The following is a 20,803-nucleotide window of genomic DNA, read 5'->3' on the forward strand; positions in this document are numbered from 1 at the left end:
TATGAAGACCGTCTTTCATCTCCCCATTGCGCTTGTGATCGCAGGTATTGCCGGCATGGCGTCCACCGCGAACGCCCAGGACGCCTACCCCTCAAAACCGATCAAGCTGGTCGTCGCATATCCACCCGGCGGAAGCAACGACATGGTCGCCCGGATCGTGGGCCAAAAGCTGTCCGAGAATTTGGGCCAGCCCGTCGTGGTGGACAACCGGCCCGGAGCCAGTGGAAACATCGGCATCGACTATGTTGCCAAGGCGCCCAATGATGGCTACACCCTCCTTCTGGCCCATGCCGGGTTGACCTCCAGCAAGCACATCTACGCCAAGCTTCCCTACGACCCCTTGAAGGACATTGCGCCGATCATCCACATTGCCGATCAGCCGAACGTGTTGATCGTTCATCCGAAGTGGTCGTTCAAGAACGTGGCAGAACTGGTGGCCTACGCAAAGGCCAACCCCGGCAAGCTGACCGTTGGAAACTCGGGCGTAGGCGGCCCGCAGGATATCTCTGCCCAGATGTTCATGCGGATGACCGGCACCGACATGCTCAGCATTGCCTACAAGGGCGGAGCACCTGCCCAGGCCGACCTTTTGGCGGGTCATATCGACCTGATGTTCGAGACGTCTCCCACTGCGGTCCCCGTCGCCAAGAGTGGCAAGCTCAGGGCGCTGGCGGTGACGGGTGACAAGCGCCTGTCGACGTTGCCAGACGTGCCGACGCTGGCGGAAGCGGGTGTTGCGAACTACAAGTACGTCGCCTGGGTGGGGTTGGCGGCACCTGCGGGCACGTCACCGGCTATCGTCACCAGGCTGAACCAGGAGGTTCAGAAAATTCTCAACACCTCGGATATGAAGAAGCAGATTGCCGAGATCAGCCTGGGGATTACCGGAGGCTCGGTCAATGGCTTCTCTTCCTTTGTGCGCCAGGACTACGATTTCTACGCAAAGATCGTCAAGGACTACAACATTACGCCTCAATAAGCTTGGGCGGCTGGCTGCCAAGCCAGGCCCTAAACCGGCCCCGGCCACACCGGCTTGGCCGCACTCTCCAGCACCCACAGCGCCGCCCGCGCCCGCGTGGTGGCCACGTAGAGCATGTTGCGCTCGCGGTAGGCCTCCTGGTGCGATGCGGGGCCCGGGAAGCGCCCGCGCTCCACGAAGGGCACGGCCACAAAGGTGAACTCGCGGCCCTTGCAGGCGTCCACGCTCAAGAGGCGCAGGCTGATGGGCTCCTGGCTTTGGTGCATGCCGATGCTCGCCGTCACCAGCAGCGTGAGGCGGCCCAGCAGCTCTGCCACGGGCAGGCCATGGGCCAGGCCCGCCAGGCTTTCCAGGCTGGCCATGCAGGCGCTGCGCTCCGTGCCGTTGATGGGCGCATCGGCAAAGATGCGCCGCACCAGCGGGTGCTGGCAGAACGCACCGGCATCGGCCAGCACGGCGGCCCGCGCCGCCGCGGGCAGGGCCATGATCTCGGCGCAGGCGTCCTTGAGCTCGGGCGCATTCGGGTTCAGCGTGCCGTGCGCGATGTAGCGGCGCATGCGCGTGGCACCGCTGTGCAGCGTAGCGGCCAGCTTGCTGCCCTCGTCGGCGCCGGGCAGGTCGGTCCAGCCCGCGTTGTCGAACTGGCCCTGGGCCAGCAGGTCCAGGTCCGCCGCACCGCTGCGCGCCGTACGCCGGCCATAGTGCAGCAGGCCCTCCACGGCAGCGCCCACGATGCCCGGGGTGAGGTAGCGCTCATGGCCGTCATCGCCCTGCAGCGCCCACATCAGCGCCAGCGCCAGCGCCACCTCGCGGCGCAGGTAGAAGGGGCTCATGCCCTGGCAGCCGTAGTGCACGCCCTCGTGGCCGAACACCCATTCGAGCAAGATGCTGTCCTGCGGGTTGCGCAGCACCACGTTCAGCGCACTGTGGTGCTGTGCGCCCTGGTCGCCCTTGGCTTGCTGCAAGTCGCCCCAGCCGTTGACGATCTGCCCATGCAGCTCCACCAGCTGCGCGGCGCAGTGCTCGTCGCTGTCGTAGGTCAGGTGGGCAAACGCGTCCGAGCTGCCGGCCACCGGCGCAAACTCCACGCCGAACAGCGGGTTCAGCGCTGCGCAGATATCGGCACCGAAGCGGCGCGTGGTGTTGATGCTCAGCACCTGCGTGTCGGCCGGCAGGCACTCGCGCACGCGCTGCATGCCGCCGCCGAACACCGAGAACGAGCCCTCGTGGATGTGCTGGTTGAAATCCCCCGCGCCCACGAAGAAGCCATTGCCGCCCTGCACCAGCTTGCGCAGCACCGTCAGCGCACCCTCGTCCAGGTCGTGCAGCTCGTCGAACAGCACGGCGCTGTAGCGCCCCTGCAGCCACTCGAAGGGCTGGTCCCAGTCCAGCCCACCCAGCTGGCGGCACAGCTCGAAGGTGCAGTCGCCCTCGGCATAAAAGCGCGGCTCGTGGTTCATGCCCACGCGCATGCGCTCGTACTGCCCGTACAGGCGGCACAGGCCGTAGTCCAGGTCGCGGTCTTCGCAAAACGCGCGCAGGTCCAGGCCCGAATCTTCCACCTCGCGCTCCAGCAGCTTCTTCTTGGCCAGCGCCTCGAAGGCCAGAAAGGCATCGATGTCCACGTTCTGCCCCAGCAGGGCGTCGTCGATGCCCTCGCCGCCACTGCCACCACTGCCGTCATTGCGCTCCAGCTCCAGCCGCAGGGCCTGCTGCGCCTGCAGGATCAGAAAACGCCGGCGCACCGGGTCGTCGAGCCGCTCCACCGGGTCGCCCTGTTCCTTGAGCACGGCCTCGCACAGCTGCTCCATGGTCAGCACCTCCATGCTGCGCGGCACGGCGCCGTGCAGCTGCAGCATGCGGTCGCGTATCGCCGTGACCCCGGCGCGCGAATACGCCAGCACCAGGATGCGTGGCGGCGCCGCCGCTTCGCGCTGGCCCTGCAGGCTGGCCAGCAGGTTGCAGGCCTTCATGCACAGCGTGGTCGTCTTGCCCGTGCCCGCCAGCGCGCTGATGATGATGGCCGGTGCCGTGGAGTCCAGCACGCGCCGCTGCTCGGCGGTCGCCGTGATGCGGGTGTGGGCCCAGCTGCGTGCGGCAGACGGGGCGGAGGCGGGAGAGCGTGGAGCGGGCATGGAGTCGGTGAGCGGGGCGGGGTGCCATTGTCCCTGACTGGCGGCAAGGCCCTGCGCCACAAGCTCCTGCAGCGCTGCGGGCCCGCCGCACCGGTCACCGGCAGCCCGCTGCCCGCATGTCCTCCGACCCCACCCGCACCGTGCTGCCCGGCTTGGTGATCGCGCAGCGCGACGTGAAGTAGAACGACAGCCGGTCGCGCACCGGCGTGCCGCCCACCAGGTAGGGGCGGTTGCCCTTCAGGTCCGAATCGCCCGCGGCGGCCTTGTCGTAGAGCCCTTGGCTGATGTTGTGCCGGTCGGCCGAATCATCAAACGTTTGTGCCGTGAGGCGCCGGTACGCATCGGCCGCCAGCGCCGGGTCGTGCGCACCCTTCAGGTAGCGGTCGAACCAGGCCAGGGTGTAGTAGTTGATGACACCCTCGCCATACCGGCTGGCCGGCCCGCCGAAGAGCGAGAAGTCCAGGTGCGTGCCCGCGCGCAGCACCACCAGCATGGTGTCCACCCCCGCACCCTTGAGCTCCTGGTAGCCCGGGTCCTTGGGGTGGGGTTCGGCGCCCCGGCCCCGACCGCCCTGCGTGTTGGCCTTGGCGGGCTCGGGCGCTTCGGTGGTCGGCACCACCTTGAAGTAATAGTCGGCGCCGATGCCCAGCGCCGGCGTGCGCAGGGCCAGGTCGGCCGGCGGGTCCATGCCGATCTTGTCCACCCAGCCGGTCTTCAGCGCGGTAAGGTTGTCCCAGGCCACGATGGCGCGGATGCGCTTGTCCGCCTGGCCGATCAGGCTGGCCGTGCTGCCGCCCTGCGAGTGCCCGGCAATGCCCACCATGCGCGTGTCGAGTTGCTCCCAGTGCGGGAAGAAGTTGGCGCCTGCTACCGGCGCCTTGGGTGTGGCAAACACCCAGTCCACCACGCTCTGCGCATCGGGCCCGTGCGTGCCCATGGGCGCCGTGGTCTCCAGCGCAATCGTCATGTAGCCGGCCTCGGCCAGCACCTGCGCGGCCGAGCGGTGCAGCCGCTTGGAGCTGTAGCCCCCGTGCACGATCACCACCGCAGGGTAGGGCGCTTCAAAGGTCTTGAGGCCTGCCGGCATGCCGGTGCAGGTGCCTGCGGCGCAGGGGCGGTAGATCTCCGCTGCAATCGGCTTGCCCGATGCGGAAGATGGTGTGCTCGCCTCGGTGTACCGAAAGCGCTTGTCGGCATGGCTGGCCGGGTTGCGGTAGGCGTCGAGCGCGGGCGTCTTGCCGGGCGTGAACAGCGCGGCGGGTTGCTGCGCAAAATCGTCGATGCGCTGGCGTGCGCAGGCCATGTTGTCGGCATCGCGTTGCTTCCACTCGGCCGAGCCGGGTGCCGGCGATTCGTGCTGCACCGGACCCAGGCAGTCCAGAAGGGCAGGGTCTGCGGCATGGGCCATGGTGGCGCCACCCAGCGACAGTGACAGGAGCAGGCCCCGCATCACTTGCCGGCCCCCGCGCTCGCATTGCGCTGCAGGAATGCTGCAAGTGGCCGGATCACATTGTTCGTCGCATCGTCGTCGGCCGTCACGATGTCCACGTGCGAGTAGCCCTCGCTCATGTGCACCTCGAAGCCGCCCTCCACCCCGCCGTACTGGCGGTTAGCCACCAGCGTGGGCTGGCCGGCGGGCGTGCGCGCAATGCCGGCCTTGCAGCTGGGCGCGGCACAAGGCGCAATGGCCTCGGCAAAGCCGCGCCAGATGCCGGCCACGGGTGTGAGGCCGTTGGTGCCGCCAAACGCGATGACGGGGATGTCGATCTTTCGCGCCTGCGTCTGGTTCACGATGTCGGCGCGGCCGCGCCCGCCCTGGCTGGCGGGCAGCGACAGGGCGCTGGTATCCAGCCCCAGGTTGGCGCCGCCGCTGCCCTCGGCGTTGCCCAGCAGCAGGCCCGAGCTGGGGTAGTACCAGTCGCTGTAGGTGGTGTTGCCCAGGTACAGCGCGCGCGACAGGCGCTTGAGGTTGGTGGGCTCCACCTCCTTGCCCCAGGCGGGCGGGTTGGCCACCAGCGTGGCCGGCTGCGGGCCGAAGTCACGGTACGCCGTTGCAGGCAGCGGGTCGGTATTGTCCAGCCAGGTGCGCAGGCCGTCGGCACGCGCCGGGCCCAGGGCGCCCATGGACACCGAATAGAACACCGTGCGCTGCAGGTTGTCGTCGTCCATGAAGGTGCCGATGGCCGCGCCCGCCGTCACGGGGAAGTCGCGCTTGGTGAAGTCCGCCACGCGGTTGTAGACGTTGTTGCCCGCCACGCCCCCCTGGTCCGCCTGCAGCAGTGCCTGGGTGCCGTTGATGGTGCCCTCGAAGGCCATCTGCATGCCCGCGATCTCGGTCGATGCGCTCACGCGCGGCGTGAGGCCGGGGCGCGAGACAAAGCCCGGCTCGGCCCCCGAGGCTACGGCCGCATACAGCCCGCCATCGGCCGCGCGCACCACCGCATCGAGCTGCGCGGCCGTGGGTGCGCTCGTTGCCAGCGCACCACCCGGCCCCTCGAACAGCACCAGCCCCTTGAGCTTGGCATAGCCCGGCTGCGCGGGCCCGCTGCCCGTGAGGTTGAAGTCCGTGGCCGCATAGCGCGCCACAAAGCCCGTGCCTGCCGAATGCCCACCCAAGAAGACGTTGCCATCGCGCGCCACCGTGTGCGCTGCGGTCACCACCGCATCCAGGTCCAGCGAATGCACCTGCGGCGTCCAGTCCGCGAGGAAGGGGATCTCGCGGCTTTCATGGAACACCGCGCGCCGCGCCAGCTGGGCCGGCAGCGGCAGCCCCAGCTCGCCGCCGTACAGAAAATTCAGGCCCAGCGCCGCATCACGCTCGCGCTCTGCGATCTGCAGTCCCTCCATGTCCTGCAGCGCCACGGAGCGGCGGTCCACCCCCCACACCTCCACCACCGCCTTGTGGTCAGCCCACATGCGGCGCACCAGGTTCTCGGCCAGGATGAGGTAGCTGTGCGACGCGGCCAGCGTGCCCGGCATCGCCACCAGCACCGCATCCACCGGCTTGCCCGCATTGGCCGCCAGCCCGTAGCGCGTGTAGCGCACCCGGTTCAGATCCGGCCCCGCCGCGCCGAACTGTGTGGCCAGCTTGCTGCCCGCCGCCACCGCCACGCCTGCCGTGCCCGGTGTGCGCGCCGCCTTGGCGCGGCTGGCCAGCTCGTGCGTGCTGATGGTGAAATCGCCCGTAGTGGTGGTGCCGCCATCCACCAGCGCCTGCCCGCCGCCACCGCAGGCGGTGAGTGCTGCGGCCAGGCTCAGGCTGAGCAGCGTGCGGCGCAGCGGCGCGCCGGTATGGTGGTTGCCGATATCTCTTTTGTTCTTTTGCATGCTTGTCTCCTTGATGGTGTGGGAAGTGGTGGATAAAAAATGGGCGCAAGCTGGCGCTGCAGGTGCGTTGCCCAGGCAACGCACACGCGCGGTTCATCACAGGTGGTTCAAAGCGGTTAAGAAAGCCTCTCTGGCTAGGCGCTTCTGTCGCAGACAGTACTGCAGGTACGGCAAGACAGAACAACGACGCCAGGGAGGCTTTGTTAGCCGCTCAACCCAGCCACCAGATAAGCCAAAAACTCTTCTTGCTCGCGCGCCTCGTTGCCGGGCATGGACAGCTCCATCGCCCCGAACGGCGAGCGCCGCATGTAGCTGCGGTACGAGATGCCGTAGTACACGGCGTTCATGGTCAGCAGCAGCCGAAACTGGATCGTCTCGCGCCCCACGCCGGGCATCAGCGCCTGCAGCCGTGCCAGGGTCAGCTCCAGCGTGCGGCGGTGCAGTGCGGCAGAGATCACCTGGCCCTTCTCGCCATAGTCCCACCCCAGCCGCCCGATGAAGTTGACGGCATCGCGCCCCAGCGCGGGCTCGCCCAGCATGGCGATCACGGGGCCGAAGGCGGCTTCCACCACATCGCGCACGGTGTAGCCCGGCTGGCTGGCCAGCGCCTCCAGTCGCGCACAGGCCCTCGGCTCCAGCCATTGCTGCAAGAAGTTGGTGATCGCTTCGATCAACTCATCGCGCCCACCAAAGTGGTAGTGCAGCGCCGAAGGGTTCTGCGCCCCCGCCGCGATCACTATGCGCCGCAGCGACACGGCATTCATCCCCTCGCGCGCCATGAGGTGCATGGCCTCTTCGATCAGGCGGGTGCGGGTGGCTTGCGGGTCGGTGGGGGAGGGGGCTGGCGGCGAAGGATCATCGGCAGACGAGGCAAGGGCAGGCATCATGGGGTGAATAATGCACTTGAATTAATTCATGTGCATTAGGGCTTGCCCTCAATGGACTGGCGAGCCCATGGCTGCGCTGGCGGGTTACCCTCGGGGCCATGCCCATGGATGACGACTGGTTCGAGAAAGAGCGCCTGCACCGTGCGGCGGCCGATGGCGACCAGAAAGAACTGCGTCGATTGCTGGCCGCAGGCAACCACGCGCTCGATGCATTCGATGACCTGGGCCGCACCCCGCTGCACTACGCCGTGGAGGGCGAGCACTACCGGGTGGCTGAGTGGCTGACCCTGCAGGGTGCCAACGTCAACGCGCATGACGAGGCCACGATTGGCGAGACACCGCTCTCGTTGGCGGTTCAGCGCGACTATCCGGAAATGGTGGAGTTGCTGCTCCAGCAGGGGGCCGACCCTGACATCACAGGATGGATGGGGAACACTGCGCGCATGCGTGCACAGCGACGCAAGGACGACGCTGGCAAAGCGATCGTGTCCCTGATCCAGCGCTACCGGCCACACTGATCCGCCACGGATTTAGCGGCGCACAATGGCGCATTTCTTGCGGTGCCGTTGGCATGTGCCGCCCACAAGGCACAGCCACTTTCATTTCCCTTGCCAAGGTGACTTCCATGCTCTTCAACAACGCTTCTTTCCGTCCCGCGCGCTGGCTGTTGCTGGCCCTGGCTGCGGCCTCCATCACGGGCTGTGCCACGGCACCCTCTGCGACGGCCCCCACGCCCATCCGCGTTAAGGTTTTTGTCGCCGCCATGTTCGAGATCGGCAAGAACACCGGCGACCGCGCGGGTGAGTTCCAGCACTGGTACGAGCGGTATTGGAAAGACGCCACCCCCATCACCGTGCCAGGGGCCCTGGGCCCCGTGTACTGCAACGCCGACGGCGTGTGCGGCGCCGTGCTGGGCATGGGCAAGGTCAATTCGTCCGCGTCCATGCAGGCGATCTTGCTCAACCCCAAGTTCGATTTCGCCCAGTCGTACTACGTGATCTCCGGCGTGGCCGGCACGCCGCCGCAGCGCGGCACCATTGCCGATGTGAGCTGGGGCACCTGGCTGGTGGACTACGACCTGGGCCACCGCTGGGCGCCTGAAGAGAACACGGCCGGCGCGCCCACCTTCATGCCACGCAAGGGCTACGAGGAATACCGCCGCTTTCAGCTCAACCCCCTGCTGGTGGACTGGGCCATGAACCTCACGGTGGACGTGCCCCTCAAGGACTCCGACAGCGCGCGCACTTATCGCCTGCGCTACCCCGACACAGCAGCCCGCCGCAGCCCCGCCGTGACCAGCGGCACCCACATGACCGGCGACACGTTCTTCCACGGCCCCGGCATGTCCCGCCAGGCCCAGTACATCGCCAAGCTCTACGGTGCGGATGACTACGTCATCACCGAGATGGAGGCCGCCGCCATCGCCCTGGTGGTCAAGCGCACCCACGGCACCGACCGCCTGATGAGCCTGCGCGGCGCGGTCAATTTTGACCAGGGCAACCCGAACGAAACCACCTTGGCGCACCTGGACCCTGCGCCGGGCGAAACGGCCGGGGGCTTTGCGGAGACGGTGGAGAACGTGGCGCTGGTGGGCACGCGGGTGGTGGACCACATTGTGCGGAACTGGGGGCAGTGGCGGGGTGGGGTGCCGGCGCGGTAGATGCCTCGCCTTGATATTACATGCTTGACAAAGACTCGTTTCTACGAGCGCTCTACAACAGCGAGCATTTAGTGGGTCTCTGGGTTATTGCGATGGTGGGCCCTTCAGTGTCACGTGACGCCTGGGCCATGTTGGTCCTGTAGTGCAGGCTGGCCCTGCGCTTTTATTGATTTCGCTACGTTTTGCAGTCGTAGACCAATTTCAGCTTTCGGCGATTTGGTACGTCTTCAGGTGATTTTTATCTTGCGCAATTAATTTTTTTTGCTATTCTGAATGTTTGATTGGCTTGCGCTCATGAACTGAGGAAATTATGAAATTAATACAATTAAAGTTGGTGGATTTTAAGCGATTTGATTTTGTTGACATTGATTTTTCTTCTAATATAAATATTCTTCTGGGCCCCAATAGTTCGGGGAAGTCGTCTTTAATAAAAGCGTTGCTTGCCATGAAGCAAACTGCGTCATCTGCCAATGAAAATGAATCCTTGGCTGCGCAGGGCGAGTATGTTGATCTTGGTATATACAGAGATTACGTTCACAATCATGAGATTGATAAAAATATAAAAATAGCATTGACCTTTGATGGTGCTATAGATTTCTCTCTTGGCGCTGATGGAAAAGCCTGGGAGTTCGAGGTGACTCTTGGTCGTGATCATATTACTGAGCAGGCTCGAATTCTTGAGCTGAAAATAACTCAGGGGAATGACCCGGATTATTTCATTAATATCATCAAGAAAAAGACAAGAGATAGCTTTGTGACATACTTGTCTGAGCGAGCGGCTAAGCATTTGGCGGCGATGTTTAAGGAGGAAGCTCTTTCTAGTGAGGAAATGGCGAAAAACTGGATTTCGGGAATTTCTACTCGAATAGATAATAGATACGATATAGAGTCGGAGAAATCTATTGGCGCTAAGCACATGTACTTGCTAGGTTTTTCAATTAACGTTGCAAGACATATTGTGGATGCAATTTTTAGAAATCTAGAAAGAAAATATTTTTATATTGGCCCCTTGCGGAGAAGTCCTTCTCGATCATATGGAAGAACCGCCCATTTACTGTCTGTGGGGGCTACAGGTGAACATACCCCCAGCGTGTTGGCAAATCTGAAAGCTCGAGCCTCAAAAGAACGATCTGCGCAACCTGTACACCGTGAGCGACTGGCTCAGTTAGAACAGTGGATGGCCATGCTCTTCCCAAATCGTATGGTAGACACACGCAACCCCGATGAGCTTGTTAAGCTGATTATTGGTAGGGAGGGAAATCAGGGTGAAGCGATTTCTGATGTTGGGTTTGGAATATCGCAAATTCTCCCTATATTGGTGCAAATTGCAGTCATGCCAGATGGCTCAACCCTTCTTATAGAGCAGCCCGAATTGCATCTTCATCCTAGTGTTCAGACAAAGCTTGCGGAAGTGATAGGTTCAGCAAGTGTGAGTGGTCGAAGATTTATTATTGAAACCCATAGTGAGCATTTTGTGAGAGGTATTCAGCTTGCAATTTCGAATTTCCGTGCTAAAAGAGTTGGGGCTTTGGAAATTCGGCCTAAAGATGTTAAGTTTATATACATTCCAGAATCCCCTCGGCATCCCCATGAAATGAAAATAAATGAATGGGGTGAATTTTTGGAAAATTGGCCCACCGGATTTTTTGACGAGGCTTATAAGCTATCTAGTAAGCTCCTTGAGAATAAAATGAGCGCTATCTCTAATGAAGGTAATGCTCAATGAGAAGTGCTGCACATTTTACGGCTTTGGGAGAGGTTTTTTCTGGCCGTGCTAATCAAGTTATGTCTGGTGTGGTGCTGTCATCTAAGATTGATATAAATCAGGAGATTCTGAATGATTACAATGCGAATTTGGGAGGGAACATGTACTTTCAAACTTGGTTTGCTGCTATGCAAAGTCAAAATAGATTCGTTGTCGGACTGAAGAATGATTCTCCGCGCGCAATTGGTTTGTTGCCTCCTGACATAAATTGCTATGCGTCAGCTGGGTATTTTTCGGGTGGAAATATATTTGTTTCAAACTCTTGGCCGCAGGCGCCCCAAGTGGCTAAATTAAATGCGTTAGGGTTGGAGCTTCTGTCTGTGTCTTCTGTTTTTTCTGGGCAGATTCACGGGGATAATCCTATTCGCTCGCTAAACTTGGATGCTGGTGGAGTGGTTGATTTTGACGTCCTTGATAAATATTTTCTTGCCGAAGATGAGGTGGTTGTTTATGATAAATATATAAATTCTGAATCAATGGAGTTAATATGTCACATAGCAACAAAAATTGTTTCTGGAGGAAGCTTTAAAATATTTACAACAACATTGGGGAGGGGCGCGTGTTTAAAGCCTGCTGCCATAATTTCTCAACTTGCGCTTGTAAACTCGAGTATAAGTGTTTCATGTGAGGAAGTGTCTGTTGATTTTCGTCGATTAGCGCATGATCGGTATATTTTCTCGGGTGCAAGGGTTCATATTGTTTTTACTACAGGGTTGAATGCTTTCGGTGCAAGGAATGCGCTGGGCAAGCGTGTTAATAAATTATCTGATATAATTATTTACGCTGCAAATAGAAGCAATAAATTGGAAATAAAAACCAAATCGGGTGGTTCGCATATCGTTTATATGCGGTAAAATCTTCGTCCGAAAAATTGCAGTGATAAACTGTTGGCGGTGGCAGCGCTGGGTTTCGCGGCTAGTGGTACGCCCGACCAAAGGCAAGGAGGTCTCACGCCTGTAGACTCCGCCGCCCTCTCGCTAAATTTCCCGCCAATTCCTCCCGCGTCTGCCTCCAATGCGCCGTCCACGCCGGTTGCCTAGGCCGACTGCGCCACGACTCGCTCAACGGGCTGTGGTCCACCGCATCAAACCCAAACTGGTCATACAGCCGCGCCACCAGCTCCACCGCTTCTGGGTAATCGCTCGACACCGCCAGCGCCAGCCGGCCGGGCGTGCCTGCGGGCTGCCCGGCGGTGAGGATGCGCGGCGCCTGGATGTGGGTGAAGGCCTTGACGATCTTCGACGCGGGCAACTGCTGCTGGCGCAGCTCGTGCTCGGTGGCCTCGCCCGATTCGACCACCGCGTACAGGCCGTCGCGCCAGGCCATGTAGTTGTTGGTGTCGATCACGATCTTGCCCGCCAGCTCCCGCACGGGCATGTTGTTGACCAGCTTGAGGGGCACGGCGATGACCACGAAGTCCCCAGCCGCCGCAGCGCCGGCCGCGGTGGCGGCGCGGGCCTGGGGGCCGAGTTCGGCGACCAGCGCCGCCAGGGTCTCGGGCCCGCGTGAGTTGGCGATCACTACGCGGTAGCCGCTCGCAATGGCGGCGCGCGCAATGTGGCTGCCGACTTCGCCTGCGCCGATGATGCCGATGACGGTGGCCATGCGTGCGCGCCCCTGCGTCAGATCTGGAAGCCGCCGCTCACGTCGAGCACGCCGCCCGTGATATAGCCAGCTTCTGGCCCGGCCAGAAAGCACACGGCGGCGGCCACTTCTTCCACGGTGGCGATACGGCGTATGGCGTGCAGGTCCATGATGCTGTCGGGCAGGTTGCCGGCTGCGCCTGCGGCCATGTCGGTGGGCATGATGCCGGGCTGCACCACATTCACCGTGATGTTGCGCGGGCCCAGGTCGCGGCCTACGCCCTTGGCGTAACCGACGATGGCCGCCTTGGTGCCGGCATAGTCGGCCACGCCCGCAAATGCCACGCGGCTGCCCAGGCCCGAGCCGATGAAGACGATGCGCCCGCCGTCGGCCAGCCGGGGCGCTGCGGCGCGCGTGGTGGCCACGGCGCCGAGCACGTTGATGCGCCATTGCAGGTCCAGGCCTTCGGTATCCAGGCCAGGGTCGCCCACCGCCTTACCTTGCACGGCAATGGCGGCGTTGTTGACCAGGATGTCGAGCTGGCCGAAGTGGGCCAGCACGGCATCGAGCAGCGGCTTCGCGGCCGTGGGGTCTGCCTGGTCGCTCTGCACGGCCAGGGCGCGCACGCCCTTGGCCTTGAGTTGCTCGACGATGGCCTGCGCCTTGTCGGCAGACGCCACATAGCTGATGGCCACGTCGGCCCCCTTGTCGGCCAGCGCCAGCGCGGTGGCCGCGCCCAGCCCGCGCGAGCCGCCCGTGACGAGCGCCACCTTGCCTGCCAATGATTTCTGCATGGAAAAACTCCTGTGTGGGTGAGTTGATCGCCCTCGCCACGATGACTCGGGTCGAAACATAACAATCGTTATAATAACGAATGTTATGAAATTCGACATGAAGGGTCAAGCGGTTTAATATCGACCGTTATGAAAAAAGCCGAGGCAGTGGTCTGATGGGGCGGCAGCGAGAGTTCGATGTGAACGTGGCGCTGGATGCCGCGCTGTGCGTGTTCTGGCGCAAGGGCTACGAGGGCGCCTCGTACACCGACCTGGTGCAGGCCACGGGGGTAGAGCGGCCCGCGCTGTACTCGGCGTTCGGCAACAAGGAAGCGCTGTTCCTGCGTGCGCTGGAGCGGTATTACGAGCACTACATGGATTTCATCCCAGCGGGGCTCACGCAGCCGACATCGCGTGGGGTGGCGGAGTACATCCTGCGCAATGCCGTGGAGCTCAACACGCGTTACCCGGACCACACGGGGTGCCTAGGCATCAATGGCGTGCTGGCCGGGTCGGACGATGCCGAGCCCGTGCGGCGCGCGCTGATCGATGCGCGGGCCAACGGCGAGGCGTTGCTGCGCGAGCGCTTCGAGCGCGCCCAGCAGGAGGGCGACCTGCCGCCCACGGCGAACTGTGCGGCGCTGGCCACCTACCTGTGCACGGTACTGCACGGCATGGGGGTGCAGGCCAAGGCGGGGTTCAGCCGAGAGGTGCTGGATGCGGTGGTGGACCAGGCTTTGTCCACTTGGCCGACTGCGCGCTGATGGTGGCGGCGGGAGGGAGCGGGCCTGGGGCCTGCCGCCCTGGACAACACGTCAAGCGGCCCGCCCGCGGAACCCGATACGATGAAATTCCCCATTCCATCGCTACGGCCCAGCACCACCCACGATGAAGCACCTCCTGAAGCTATTGATCGCCATCGTGTTCTTTGCAGGCCTGGGCCTGGCCGGGCTGGGGTTGATGCAAGAGCACTACCAGCCCACCCTGGAAACAGGGCGCCGGTTTGTGGATGTGGCCCTGGCCGCGGCACTCGTCCTGGGCCCCGGTGTGGCATTCGTGGGTGGCTCGCTGGGGCGGGCCGAGATGGAGCGCGATCTGGCGCAGGCGCGCTCCCTGGGTGAGGTCTGGGGCATCCATGCGCTGATAGCAGAGTGGATGTCGAGGTCACCGGTCGGTTATTACCTGGTCCTGTCGCTGGTCTGTGTGGGAGCGTTTGGTGGCGGTGCCTGGGGTGCGCTGACCTACCTGGAGCGCAAGCACGGGGCGCGGGCCGTGGGCAGCGTGCAGTGCACGGTGCTGTCCACCAAGTTGGTCAGCAAGACCAGCCTGGTGGAAGAGGCCCAACTGCAATGCCCGACGGGGGAGCCCGAGAAGCAGGGCAGCACTGTCCTCCTCAAGCTTCGGATCCAGTACCCGCCGGTGAAGTGGCCGCCCAGCATGGTGCTGCCTGTGTACCGTGGGGTGCTGGGCACGGTGTTCCTGGATGGGCGCCATCTGTAACCCTCGGCGGAGGCCGCTCGGCTCCTTTCCCCTGCCGCTTTTTGTCTCAGCTGACCTGCTGCTTCTCCAACTTCCGCGCTAGCGTGCGGCGGTGCATCCCCAACCGCCGCGCCGTCTCCGAGATATTGAACCCCGTCTCCGCCAGCACCTCGTGAATGCGCTCCCACTCCAGCGTCTTTAGCGAGCTGGAGCGGTTGGTCACGTCCACCTCGGTGTCGCCGGCCTTGAGGCCAAACGCGGCCTCGATGTCGTCGGTGTTCGATGGCTTGGCCAGGTAGTGGCAGGCGCCCAGCTTCACGGCCTCCACCGCGGTGGCGATGCTGGCGAAGCCGGTGAGCACGACGATGAGCATGGCTTCGCTGGCGGCGTGCAGCTTTTGTACGCAGGCCAGGCCGGATGCGTCGCCCTTGAGCTTCAAATCGACCACGGCGTAGCCGGGGGTGTGCTGGGTCAGCAACGCCTCCACCTCGGGCAGGCTGGCGGCCTGGAGCACGCGGTAGCCGCGGCGTTCGAACGAGCGGGCCAGGGTGCGGGCAAAGGCCTCGTCGTCTTCCACGATGAGCAGCTGTCGCTTTTCCTTCGCATCCTTGGGGGATGCGTCTGCTGCGGGGCTGCTGCTGATTGTGGTGGTTTCGTCCATGGCGCTCGGGTCCGGGTTTTGTACTAGTACGAATTCGACTTTGTCTGGCTACAAAAGTTGCTGGTTCGCTTGGCTGTCCATTCAACGCAAATTCGCAGCCATCACGCAGGCCGGTGCCCGCGCGGCATCGCAATCGCCGCCAGGGGCAGGCGGATGCTGACCTGTGCGCCGCTGCCTTCGCCATCGCCCGTGCGGTTGCGGGCCGTGACGCTGCCGCCCAGGGTGCGCGCCACGTTCATCACCAGGTACAGGCCCAGGCCGCTGCCGGGGCGCTGTTTGGTGGACTGGTAAGGCTCGCCCAAGTGGTCCAGCATGCCGGGCGCAAAGCCGGGGCCTGCATCGTTGACGGTCATGCACAGGGCGGGCACCTCGGCCTTGTCGTCGCGGGTGATGAGCAGTTCCACCCACTGGGGCGAGGCGTCGCGTGCATTGTCCAGCACATTGAAAACCATCTGCTTCAACGTGGTGTCCGACACCATGGGCGTGTCGTCGCCAAAGTCGTTGCGGTACGAGAACGCGGGTATCGACCGCGTGGTGCGCCATTCGTCGGCCAGGGCGTCGACGAAGGTGCGCACGGTGGTCTGGGCCGATTCTTCGCCCCGCGCCTCGCCGGCCGACAGCAAGATGCCGCTGACGATGCTCTTGCAGCGCTGTACCTGGGTGCGCATTTCTTCGATGTCTTCGCGCAGCAGCTCGTCGCCCATCAGCTCCTGGTCGTGCTGCCAGTCGCCCAGAATCACGGCCAGGGTCGAAAGGGGCGTGCCCAGCTCGTGCGCGGCGCCCGATGCGAGCAGGCCCATGCGCACGATGTGCTCTTCTTCCACCCGGCGCCTGCGCGCGGCGGCCAGGCGGGCGTCGCGCTCGCGCAGGTTCAGGTTGATGCGGGTGATGAACACCACCACCAAGATCGCGTTGAGCACAAAGCACACCAGCAGGCCAATGACGTACAGGCTCGACAGGCCCTGGTGCAAATCCTGCGGCAGCTCCAGCGGCAGGTGGTAGTTGGCCAGCAGGGCAAAGCACGCGGTGTTGATGGCCACCATGCTCCAGATATAGGCCCCGCGCAGCAGGATGGCGCCCAGCGCTATCTGCAGCAGGTACAAAAAGACAAAGGGGTTGCTGGTGCCGCCGCTCAAGTACAGCTGGGTGGTGAGCACGGCCACGTCCACCAGCAGCGCCAAAAACAGCTCCACATTGCGCACCTGCACCCCCGTGCGCAGGCGCAGCAGGCTGACCACGTTGAACACGGCCAGGCAGCCCACCACCATCAGCATCTGGTGCAGGGGGATGGTCAGGCGCAGGCTGTGGTGCGCCACCTCGATGGTGAAGACCTGGCCGATGACGGCCATCCAGCGCAGCTGGATGAGCTGCTGCAGGTTCTTGATGCCCGCGGCGGCATCGGCAGCGCGCGGGTTGCGCAAGAACTCGGCGCTTTTGACGAGGCGATGGAGGGGCATATCGGGCGGGTAGGACGAACGGAGTCTACCTACCGGGCCGCGCTGCTGCTTCGGCGCTGTTCATGGCGCACCACGAACCAGCCCGCGCCCAGCACCATCAGCGCCAGGCCGTACCAGGTGAGGGCGTACACCGCATGGCTGTTGGCAAAGCGGATGGTGGTGAGCCCGGCGCGCGGCCAGGTGGTGCCCGCCGTGGCGGCGGCGGTGCCGGCCACTTCCACCGCTTCCGCCGTGGGGTTGGCCACGCCGCGCTGGGGCAGGCCGGCGTCGATGAAGAAGGGCGCCGCGCGGGGCAGCTGCAGCGCCTGGGCAATGGCCGCCACGTCGCGCGAGAACCAGCGCTGGGCGGCGGGGTCGTTGCTGCGCAAAAAGCCGCCCTTGGGCTCGGTGATGCGGATGAGGCCTTGCACGGTGGCGGGCTCTGCGCTGTCCGCCTTGCTGGCCCATTCGGCGCGCTGGTCCTGGGGGATGAAGCCGCGGTTGACCAGCACCTGGGTGCCGTCGGCCTGCTGCAGTGCGCTCAGCACCCAGAAGCCCGACCCCAGGGCCGTGACGGCCTGGGTGAGCACGGGCTTGCCGGGCAGCCAGTGGCCGGTGGCGGTGACGGGCAGGTATTCATGCGTGTCGGCCGTGATGCCGGGCCACTGCGCGGCCGGTGGCAGGGCCACGGGGGCGGTGTGCACGCGCTGGTCCACGCGCTCGATGAGGTCGAGCTTCCACACCCGCCGCTGCACCTGCCAGGTGCCCAGGGCCACGAAGCCCAGGAACAGGGCGATGCCCACCACCAGCAGCAGGGCGCGGCGCAGGCGCCGCGAGGCTGCGGGGGCCGTAGGGGCTGTAGGGGTTGCGGTCATCATCCGGGATTCCTTTGCTTGCTCGATGGCACGGGCCCCAAAACAGGTGCGGCCGCTGGGAGCGGCCGCTTTGCAAGGGTTGCGGCCCCGCCGTGTTGGCGTCGGGGCGCATGCGCACGTCAGGGCGTGTGGTGGCCTGCCGCGCCGCCTTCGGTGTGGGTGGGCGGGGTCGGCGTGGGGTGGTCGGGCATCATGTTGGCGTTCATGTGGAACATGACCCACAAGGTGCCGCTGATGGCAATGGCCACGAAGACCACGGTGAAGATGGTGGACAGCAGCGTCCAGCCGCCCTCGACCTTGCCGTTCATGTGCAGGAAGCAGACCATGTGCACCAGGATCTGCACCACCGCGAAGCCGCCGAGCACGAGCACGGCGGTGTTGCGGTCGGCGATCACCTTGGACATGACCAGCCAGAACGGGATGGCGGTGAGGATGATGGACAGCACGAAGCCGACCATGTAGCCCGAGAAGCTGCTGTGCGGGCCCACGTCGCCATGGTGGTCGTCGTGGTGGTGGTCGTCATGGCCGTGGCCAGCGTTGGCGGTGTGTTGTGCGGCGCCCATGTCAAAGCACTCCCATCAGGTACACGAAGGTGAAGACGCCGATCCAGACGACGTCCAAGAAGTGCCAGAACATCGACAGGCACATCAGGCGGCGCTTGTTCTCGTGGATCAGGCCGTGTTTCTTGATCTGCAGCATCAGCACCACCAGCCAGATCAGGCCGAAGGTGACGTGCAGGCCGTGGGTGCCGACCAGCGTGAAGAAGGCCGACAAAAAGGCGCTGCGCTGCGGGCCTGCGCCCTGGTGGATCAGGTGGTGGAACTCGTACAGCTCCAGCGCCAGGAAGCCCAGGCCGAACAGGCCGGTGATGGCCAGCCAGGCGAGCGTGCCGCCCACCTTGTTCTGCTGCTTTTGCAGCATGGCAAAGCCGAAGGTGATGGACGACGCCAGCAGGAAGGCGGTGTTGATGGCCACCAGCGGCAGATCGAACAGCTGCGCGCCGGTGGGGCCGGCGGCGTAGCTGCGGCCCAGCACGCCGTAGGTGGCGAACAGCGCGGCGAAGATGAGGCAGTCGCTCATCAGGTAGAGCCAGAACCCGAGGGCGGTGCCGTTCTCGGGGTGGGGCTCGTGCGCCAGGTGGTACTCGCGGCGCGCCAGCGTGGCGGCCGTGGGGCCACCGGCCGTGATGGCGGCGGCGGCTTGGTTGTAGGTGATATCAGACATGGCTGGCACGCAGTTGTTGGGTACGCAGGTTCTCGGTCTCCGCCACTTGCGCGGCGGGGATGTAGAAGTCACGCTTGTAGTTGAACGTGTGGATGATGGACACCAGCACCACGCCCGCGAAGGACAGGCCGGCCAGCAGCCACATGTGCCAGATGAGGGCGAAGCCCAGCACCAGCGACAGGGCCGAGATGATCACGCCCGCGCCGGTGTTGGCCGGCATGTGGATAGGCTGGAAGCCGGTGAGCGGGCGCGCATAGGCGTGCTTCTTCATGTCCCACCAGGCATCGATCTCGTACACCTTGGGGGTGAAGGCGAAGTTGTAGTCCGGCGGGGGCGACGAGGTGGCCCACTCCAGCGTGCGGGCGTCCCATGGGTCGCCGGTGTGGTCGCGCAGCTGGTCGCGCTTGAGGTAGCTCACCACGATCTGGATCAGCAGGCAGCCGATGCCCAGGGCGATCAGGAAGGCGCCGATGGCGGCGATGACGAACCAGATCTGCAGCGAGGGGTCTTCGAAGTGGTTGGCACGGCGCGTGACGCCCATCAGGCCCAGGATGTACAGCGGCATGAAGGCCACGTAGAAGCCCACCACCCACAGCCAGAAGGAGCACAGGCCCCAGAAGCGGTCGAGCTTGTAGCCAAAGGCCTTGGGGTACCAGTAGTTGATGCCGGCGAACAGTCCGAACAGCACGCCGCCGATGATCACGTTGTGGAAGTGGGCGATCAGGAACAGGCTGTTGTGCAGCACGAAGTCGGCCGGGGGCACGGCCAGCAGCACGCCGGTCATGCCGCCGATGGCGAAGGTGACCATGAAGGCCAGGGTCCACAGCATGGGCAGCTCGAAGCGGATGCGGCCCTTGTACATGGTGAACAGCCAGTTGAAGATCTTCGCGCCCGTGGGGATCGAGATGATCATCGTGGTGATGCCGAAGAAGGTGTTCACGCTGGCGCCGGAGCCCATGGTGAAGAAGTGGTGCAGCCACACCAGGTACGACAGGATGGTGATCACCACCGTGGCGTACACCATGGAGGTGTAGCCGAACAGGCGCTTCTTGCAGAACGTAGCCACCACTTCGGAGAAGATGCCGAAGCAGGGCAGGATCAGGATGTAGACCTCGGGGTGGCCCCAGATCCAGATCAGGTTCACGTACAGCATGGCGTTGCCGCCCAGGTCGTTGGTGAAGAAGTTGGTGCCGACATAGCGGTCCAGCGACATCAGCACCAGCGCGGCGGTGAGCACGGGGAACGAGGCCACGATGAGTGCGTTGGTGCACAGGGCCGTCCACGTGAAGATGGGCATGCGCATGAGGTTCATGCCGGGTGCGCGCATCTTGATGATGGTGACGATCAGGTTGATGCCCGAGAGCGTAGTGCCCACCCCGGCGATCTGCAGCGCCCAGATGTAGTAGTCCAGCCCCACCCCGGGGTTCTGCGCCCCCAGGTTGGACAGCGCCAGCCAGCCCGCGGTGGAGAACTCACCCAGGAACAGCGACACCATCACCAGCACGGCGCCGGCGGTGGTCATCCAGAAGCTGAAGTTGTTGAGGAACGGGAAGGACACGTCGCGCGCACCGATCTGCAGCGGCACGAGGTAGTTCATGAGGCCCGTGACCAGTGGCATCGCCACGAAGAAGATCATGATCACGCCGTGGGCGGTGAAGATCTGGTCGTAGTGGTGCGGCGGCAGGTAGCCCATGTTGTCGCCAAAGGCCATGGCCTGCTGCAGGCGCATCATGAGCGCGTCGGCAAAGCCGCGCAGCAGCATGACCACGCCCAGGATCATGTACATGATGCCGATCTTCTTGTGGTCGATGCTGCAGATCCAGTCGCGCCACAGGGTGCCCCACAGGCGGAACTTGGTGATGCCGGCCAGCACGGCCAGGCCGCCCAGCACGACACCGATGAAGGTGATCAGCACGATGGGCTCGTGCGCCATGGGTATCGAGTCCCAGGTGATTCGGCCCAGGGCCCAATGCGGTTCGGTTACAACGGGTGAGGTGGACATGTTCGTCAGTCTCTTA

Annotated in this window: 19 protein-coding genes; 7 read left to right on the top strand and 12 right to left on the bottom strand. The window is 63.8% G+C overall.

Going from position 1 to position 20,803, the window contains the following annotated elements; all coding sequences use genetic code 11:
- Position 1 precedes the first annotated feature (1 nt).
- The gene (locus AC07PA_RS27620) at positions 2-979 is read left to right on the top strand and encodes a Bug family tripartite tricarboxylate transporter substrate binding protein (RefSeq protein WP_494609753.1); all 978 of its coding nucleotides are present in this window, start codon (positions 2-4) and stop codon (positions 977-979) included.
- A 29-nt stretch (positions 980-1,008) separates the two neighbouring features.
- Here the strand turns inward: AC07PA_RS27620 and AC07PA_RS27625 are convergent, their stop codons facing one another.
- The 4 genes from AC07PA_RS27625 to AC07PA_RS27640 all read right to left on the bottom strand — a co-directional run bounded on the left by AC07PA_RS27625 (position 1,009) and on the right by AC07PA_RS27640 (position 7,328).
- Entirely contained in the window at positions 1,009-3,114 is a 2,106-nt protein-coding gene (locus AC07PA_RS27625; protein WP_494609754.1) for a UvrD-helicase domain-containing protein, read from the bottom strand.
- Between the two features lie 94 nt (positions 3,115-3,208).
- Complete coding sequence (locus AC07PA_RS27630) at positions 3,209-4,564, bottom strand: alpha/beta hydrolase family protein (RefSeq protein WP_494609755.1); 1,356 nt, start codon at positions 4,562-4,564, stop codon at positions 3,209-3,211.
- Positions 4,564-6,441, bottom strand: coding sequence for a hypothetical protein (locus AC07PA_RS27635; protein ID WP_494609756.1), 1,878 nt, complete (start codon positions 6,439-6,441; stop codon positions 4,564-4,566). The genes AC07PA_RS27630 and AC07PA_RS27635 overlap by 1 nt, the downstream gene beginning before the upstream one ends.
- A gap of 203 nt (positions 6,442-6,644) precedes the next feature.
- The gene (locus tag AC07PA_RS27640; RefSeq protein ID WP_494609757.1) at positions 6,645-7,328 is read right to left on the bottom strand and encodes a TetR family transcriptional regulator; all 684 of its coding nucleotides are present in this window, start codon (positions 7,326-7,328) and stop codon (positions 6,645-6,647) included.
- A gap of 104 nt (positions 7,329-7,432) precedes the next feature.
- Between AC07PA_RS27640 and AC07PA_RS27645 the strand changes: the two genes are divergently transcribed.
- The 4 genes from AC07PA_RS27645 (at position 7,433) to AC07PA_RS27660 (ending at position 11,607) form a co-directional block, all read left to right on the top strand.
- Entirely contained in the window at positions 7,433-7,846 is a 414-nt protein-coding gene (locus tag AC07PA_RS27645) for an ankyrin repeat domain-containing protein (protein WP_494609758.1), read from the top strand.
- A 107-nt stretch (positions 7,847-7,953) separates the two neighbouring features.
- Complete coding sequence (locus tag AC07PA_RS27650) at positions 7,954-8,988, top strand: purine-nucleoside phosphorylase (protein ID WP_494609759.1); 1,035 nt, start codon at positions 7,954-7,956, stop codon at positions 8,986-8,988.
- 310 nt (positions 8,989-9,298) lie between these two features.
- Positions 9,299-10,714 (top strand): AAA family ATPase, encoded by a 1,416-nt coding sequence (locus AC07PA_RS27655; protein ID WP_494609760.1) that lies wholly within the window; start codon positions 9,299-9,301, stop codon positions 10,712-10,714.
- On the top strand, positions 10,711-11,607 hold the full coding sequence (locus AC07PA_RS27660; protein ID WP_494609761.1) for a hypothetical protein: 897 nt from the start codon (positions 10,711-10,713) through the stop codon (positions 11,605-11,607). The genes AC07PA_RS27655 and AC07PA_RS27660 overlap by 4 nt, the downstream gene beginning before the upstream one ends.
- Positions 11,608-11,701: 94 nt before the next feature.
- On the opposite strand, the gene AC07PA_RS27665 is transcribed toward AC07PA_RS27660, so the two are convergent.
- Together AC07PA_RS27665 and AC07PA_RS27670 are read right to left on the bottom strand one after the other, a co-directional pair.
- Positions 11,702-12,358: an NADPH-dependent F420 reductase gene (locus AC07PA_RS27665; RefSeq protein ID WP_494609762.1), complete on the bottom strand. Its 657-nt coding sequence runs from the start codon at positions 12,356-12,358 to the stop codon at positions 11,702-11,704.
- A gap of 17 nt (positions 12,359-12,375) precedes the next feature.
- Entirely contained in the window at positions 12,376-13,131 is a 756-nt protein-coding gene (locus AC07PA_RS27670; RefSeq protein ID WP_494609763.1) for an SDR family NAD(P)-dependent oxidoreductase, read from the bottom strand.
- Positions 13,132-13,286: 155 nt separating this feature from the next.
- Here AC07PA_RS27670 and AC07PA_RS27675 point away from each other — a divergent pair, with 155 nt between their 5' ends.
- Together AC07PA_RS27675 and AC07PA_RS27680 are read left to right on the top strand one after the other, a co-directional pair.
- A complete protein-coding gene (locus AC07PA_RS27675) occupies positions 13,287-13,874 on the top strand; it encodes a TetR/AcrR family transcriptional regulator (RefSeq protein ID WP_494609764.1) in 588 nt (195 codons plus the stop codon).
- Positions 13,875-13,998: 124 nt separating this feature from the next.
- The gene (locus AC07PA_RS27680) at positions 13,999-14,610 is read left to right on the top strand and encodes a hypothetical protein (RefSeq protein ID WP_494609765.1); all 612 of its coding nucleotides are present in this window, start codon (positions 13,999-14,001) and stop codon (positions 14,608-14,610) included.
- Between the two features lie 46 nt (positions 14,611-14,656).
- On the opposite strand, the gene AC07PA_RS27685 is transcribed toward AC07PA_RS27680, so the two are convergent.
- The 6 genes from AC07PA_RS27685 to cyoB all read right to left on the bottom strand — a co-directional run bounded on the left by AC07PA_RS27685 (position 14,657) and on the right by cyoB (position 20,787).
- The gene (locus AC07PA_RS27685; protein WP_494609766.1) at positions 14,657-15,250 is read right to left on the bottom strand and encodes a response regulator transcription factor; all 594 of its coding nucleotides are present in this window, start codon (positions 15,248-15,250) and stop codon (positions 14,657-14,659) included.
- Between the two features lie 101 nt (positions 15,251-15,351).
- Complete coding sequence (locus tag AC07PA_RS27690) at positions 15,352-16,707, bottom strand: ATP-binding protein (protein ID WP_494609767.1); 1,356 nt, start codon at positions 16,705-16,707, stop codon at positions 15,352-15,354.
- Positions 16,708-16,736: 29 nt separating this feature from the next.
- Positions 16,737-17,561, bottom strand: coding sequence for an SURF1 family protein (locus AC07PA_RS27695; RefSeq protein ID WP_494609768.1), 825 nt, complete (start codon positions 17,559-17,561; stop codon positions 16,737-16,739).
- 119 nt (positions 17,562-17,680) lie between these two features.
- The gene (gene cyoD / locus AC07PA_RS27700; protein WP_494609769.1) at positions 17,681-18,124 is read right to left on the bottom strand and encodes a cytochrome o ubiquinol oxidase subunit IV; all 444 of its coding nucleotides are present in this window, start codon (positions 18,122-18,124) and stop codon (positions 17,681-17,683) included.
- Between the two features lies 1 nt (position 18,125).
- A complete protein-coding gene (cyoC, locus tag AC07PA_RS27705; protein ID WP_007851384.1) occupies positions 18,126-18,785 on the bottom strand; it encodes a cytochrome o ubiquinol oxidase subunit III in 660 nt (219 codons plus the stop codon).
- Positions 18,778-20,787, bottom strand: a complete 2,010-nt coding sequence (gene cyoB, locus AC07PA_RS27710) for a cytochrome o ubiquinol oxidase subunit I (RefSeq protein WP_494609770.1) — start codon at positions 20,785-20,787, stop codon at positions 18,778-18,780. The genes cyoC and cyoB overlap by 8 nt, the downstream gene beginning before the upstream one ends.
- Between the last annotated feature and the right edge of the window lie 16 nt (positions 20,788-20,803).

Source organism: Acidovorax sp. GW821-FHT09B03, from assembly GCF_059418305.1.

Coding starts and splice junctions, on each gene's coding strand:
- AC07PA_RS27640 (WP_494609757.1), bottom strand. CDS start 7,328: ATGATGCCTGCCCTTGCCTCGTCTGCCGATGATCCTTCGCCGCCAGCC.
- cyoC (WP_007851384.1), bottom strand. CDS start 18,785: ATGTCTGATATCACCTACAACCAAGCCGCCGCCGCCATCACGGCCGGT.
- AC07PA_RS27655 (WP_494609760.1), top strand. CDS start 9,299: ATGAAATTAATACAATTAAAGTTGGTGGATTTTAAGCGATTTGATTTT.
- AC07PA_RS27620 (WP_494609753.1), top strand. CDS start 2: ATGAAGACCGTCTTTCATCTCCCCATTGCGCTTGTGATCGCAGGTATT.
- AC07PA_RS27635 (WP_494609756.1), bottom strand. CDS start 6,441: ATGCAAAAGAACAAAAGAGATATCGGCAACCACCATACCGGCGCGCCG.
- AC07PA_RS27685 (WP_494609766.1), bottom strand. CDS start 15,250: ATGGACGAAACCACCACAATCAGCAGCAGCCCCGCAGCAGACGCATCC.
- AC07PA_RS27650 (WP_494609759.1), top strand. CDS start 7,954: ATGCTCTTCAACAACGCTTCTTTCCGTCCCGCGCGCTGGCTGTTGCTG.
- AC07PA_RS27630 (WP_494609755.1), bottom strand. CDS start 4,564: ATGCGGGGCCTGCTCCTGTCACTGTCGCTGGGTGGCGCCACCATGGCC.
- AC07PA_RS27625 (WP_494609754.1), bottom strand. CDS start 3,114: ATGCCCGCTCCACGCTCTCCCGCCTCCGCCCCGTCTGCCGCACGCAGC.
- AC07PA_RS27660 (WP_494609761.1), top strand. CDS start 10,711: ATGAGAAGTGCTGCACATTTTACGGCTTTGGGAGAGGTTTTTTCTGGC.
- cyoD (WP_494609769.1), bottom strand. CDS start 18,124: ATGGGCGCCGCACAACACACCGCCAACGCTGGCCACGGCCATGACGAC.
- AC07PA_RS27695 (WP_494609768.1), bottom strand. CDS start 17,561: ATGACCGCAACCCCTACAGCCCCTACGGCCCCCGCAGCCTCGCGGCGC.
- AC07PA_RS27680 (WP_494609765.1), top strand. CDS start 13,999: ATGAAGCACCTCCTGAAGCTATTGATCGCCATCGTGTTCTTTGCAGGC.
- AC07PA_RS27645 (WP_494609758.1), top strand. CDS start 7,433: ATGGATGACGACTGGTTCGAGAAAGAGCGCCTGCACCGTGCGGCGGCC.
- AC07PA_RS27670 (WP_494609763.1), bottom strand. CDS start 13,131: ATGCAGAAATCATTGGCAGGCAAGGTGGCGCTCGTCACGGGCGGCTCG.
- AC07PA_RS27690 (WP_494609767.1), bottom strand. CDS start 16,707: ATGCCCCTCCATCGCCTCGTCAAAAGCGCCGAGTTCTTGCGCAACCCG.
- AC07PA_RS27665 (WP_494609762.1), bottom strand. CDS start 12,358: ATGGCCACCGTCATCGGCATCATCGGCGCAGGCGAAGTCGGCAGCCAC.
- cyoB (WP_494609770.1), bottom strand. CDS start 20,787: ATGTCCACCTCACCCGTTGTAACCGAACCGCATTGGGCCCTGGGCCGA.
- AC07PA_RS27675 (WP_494609764.1), top strand. CDS start 13,287: ATGGGGCGGCAGCGAGAGTTCGATGTGAACGTGGCGCTGGATGCCGCG.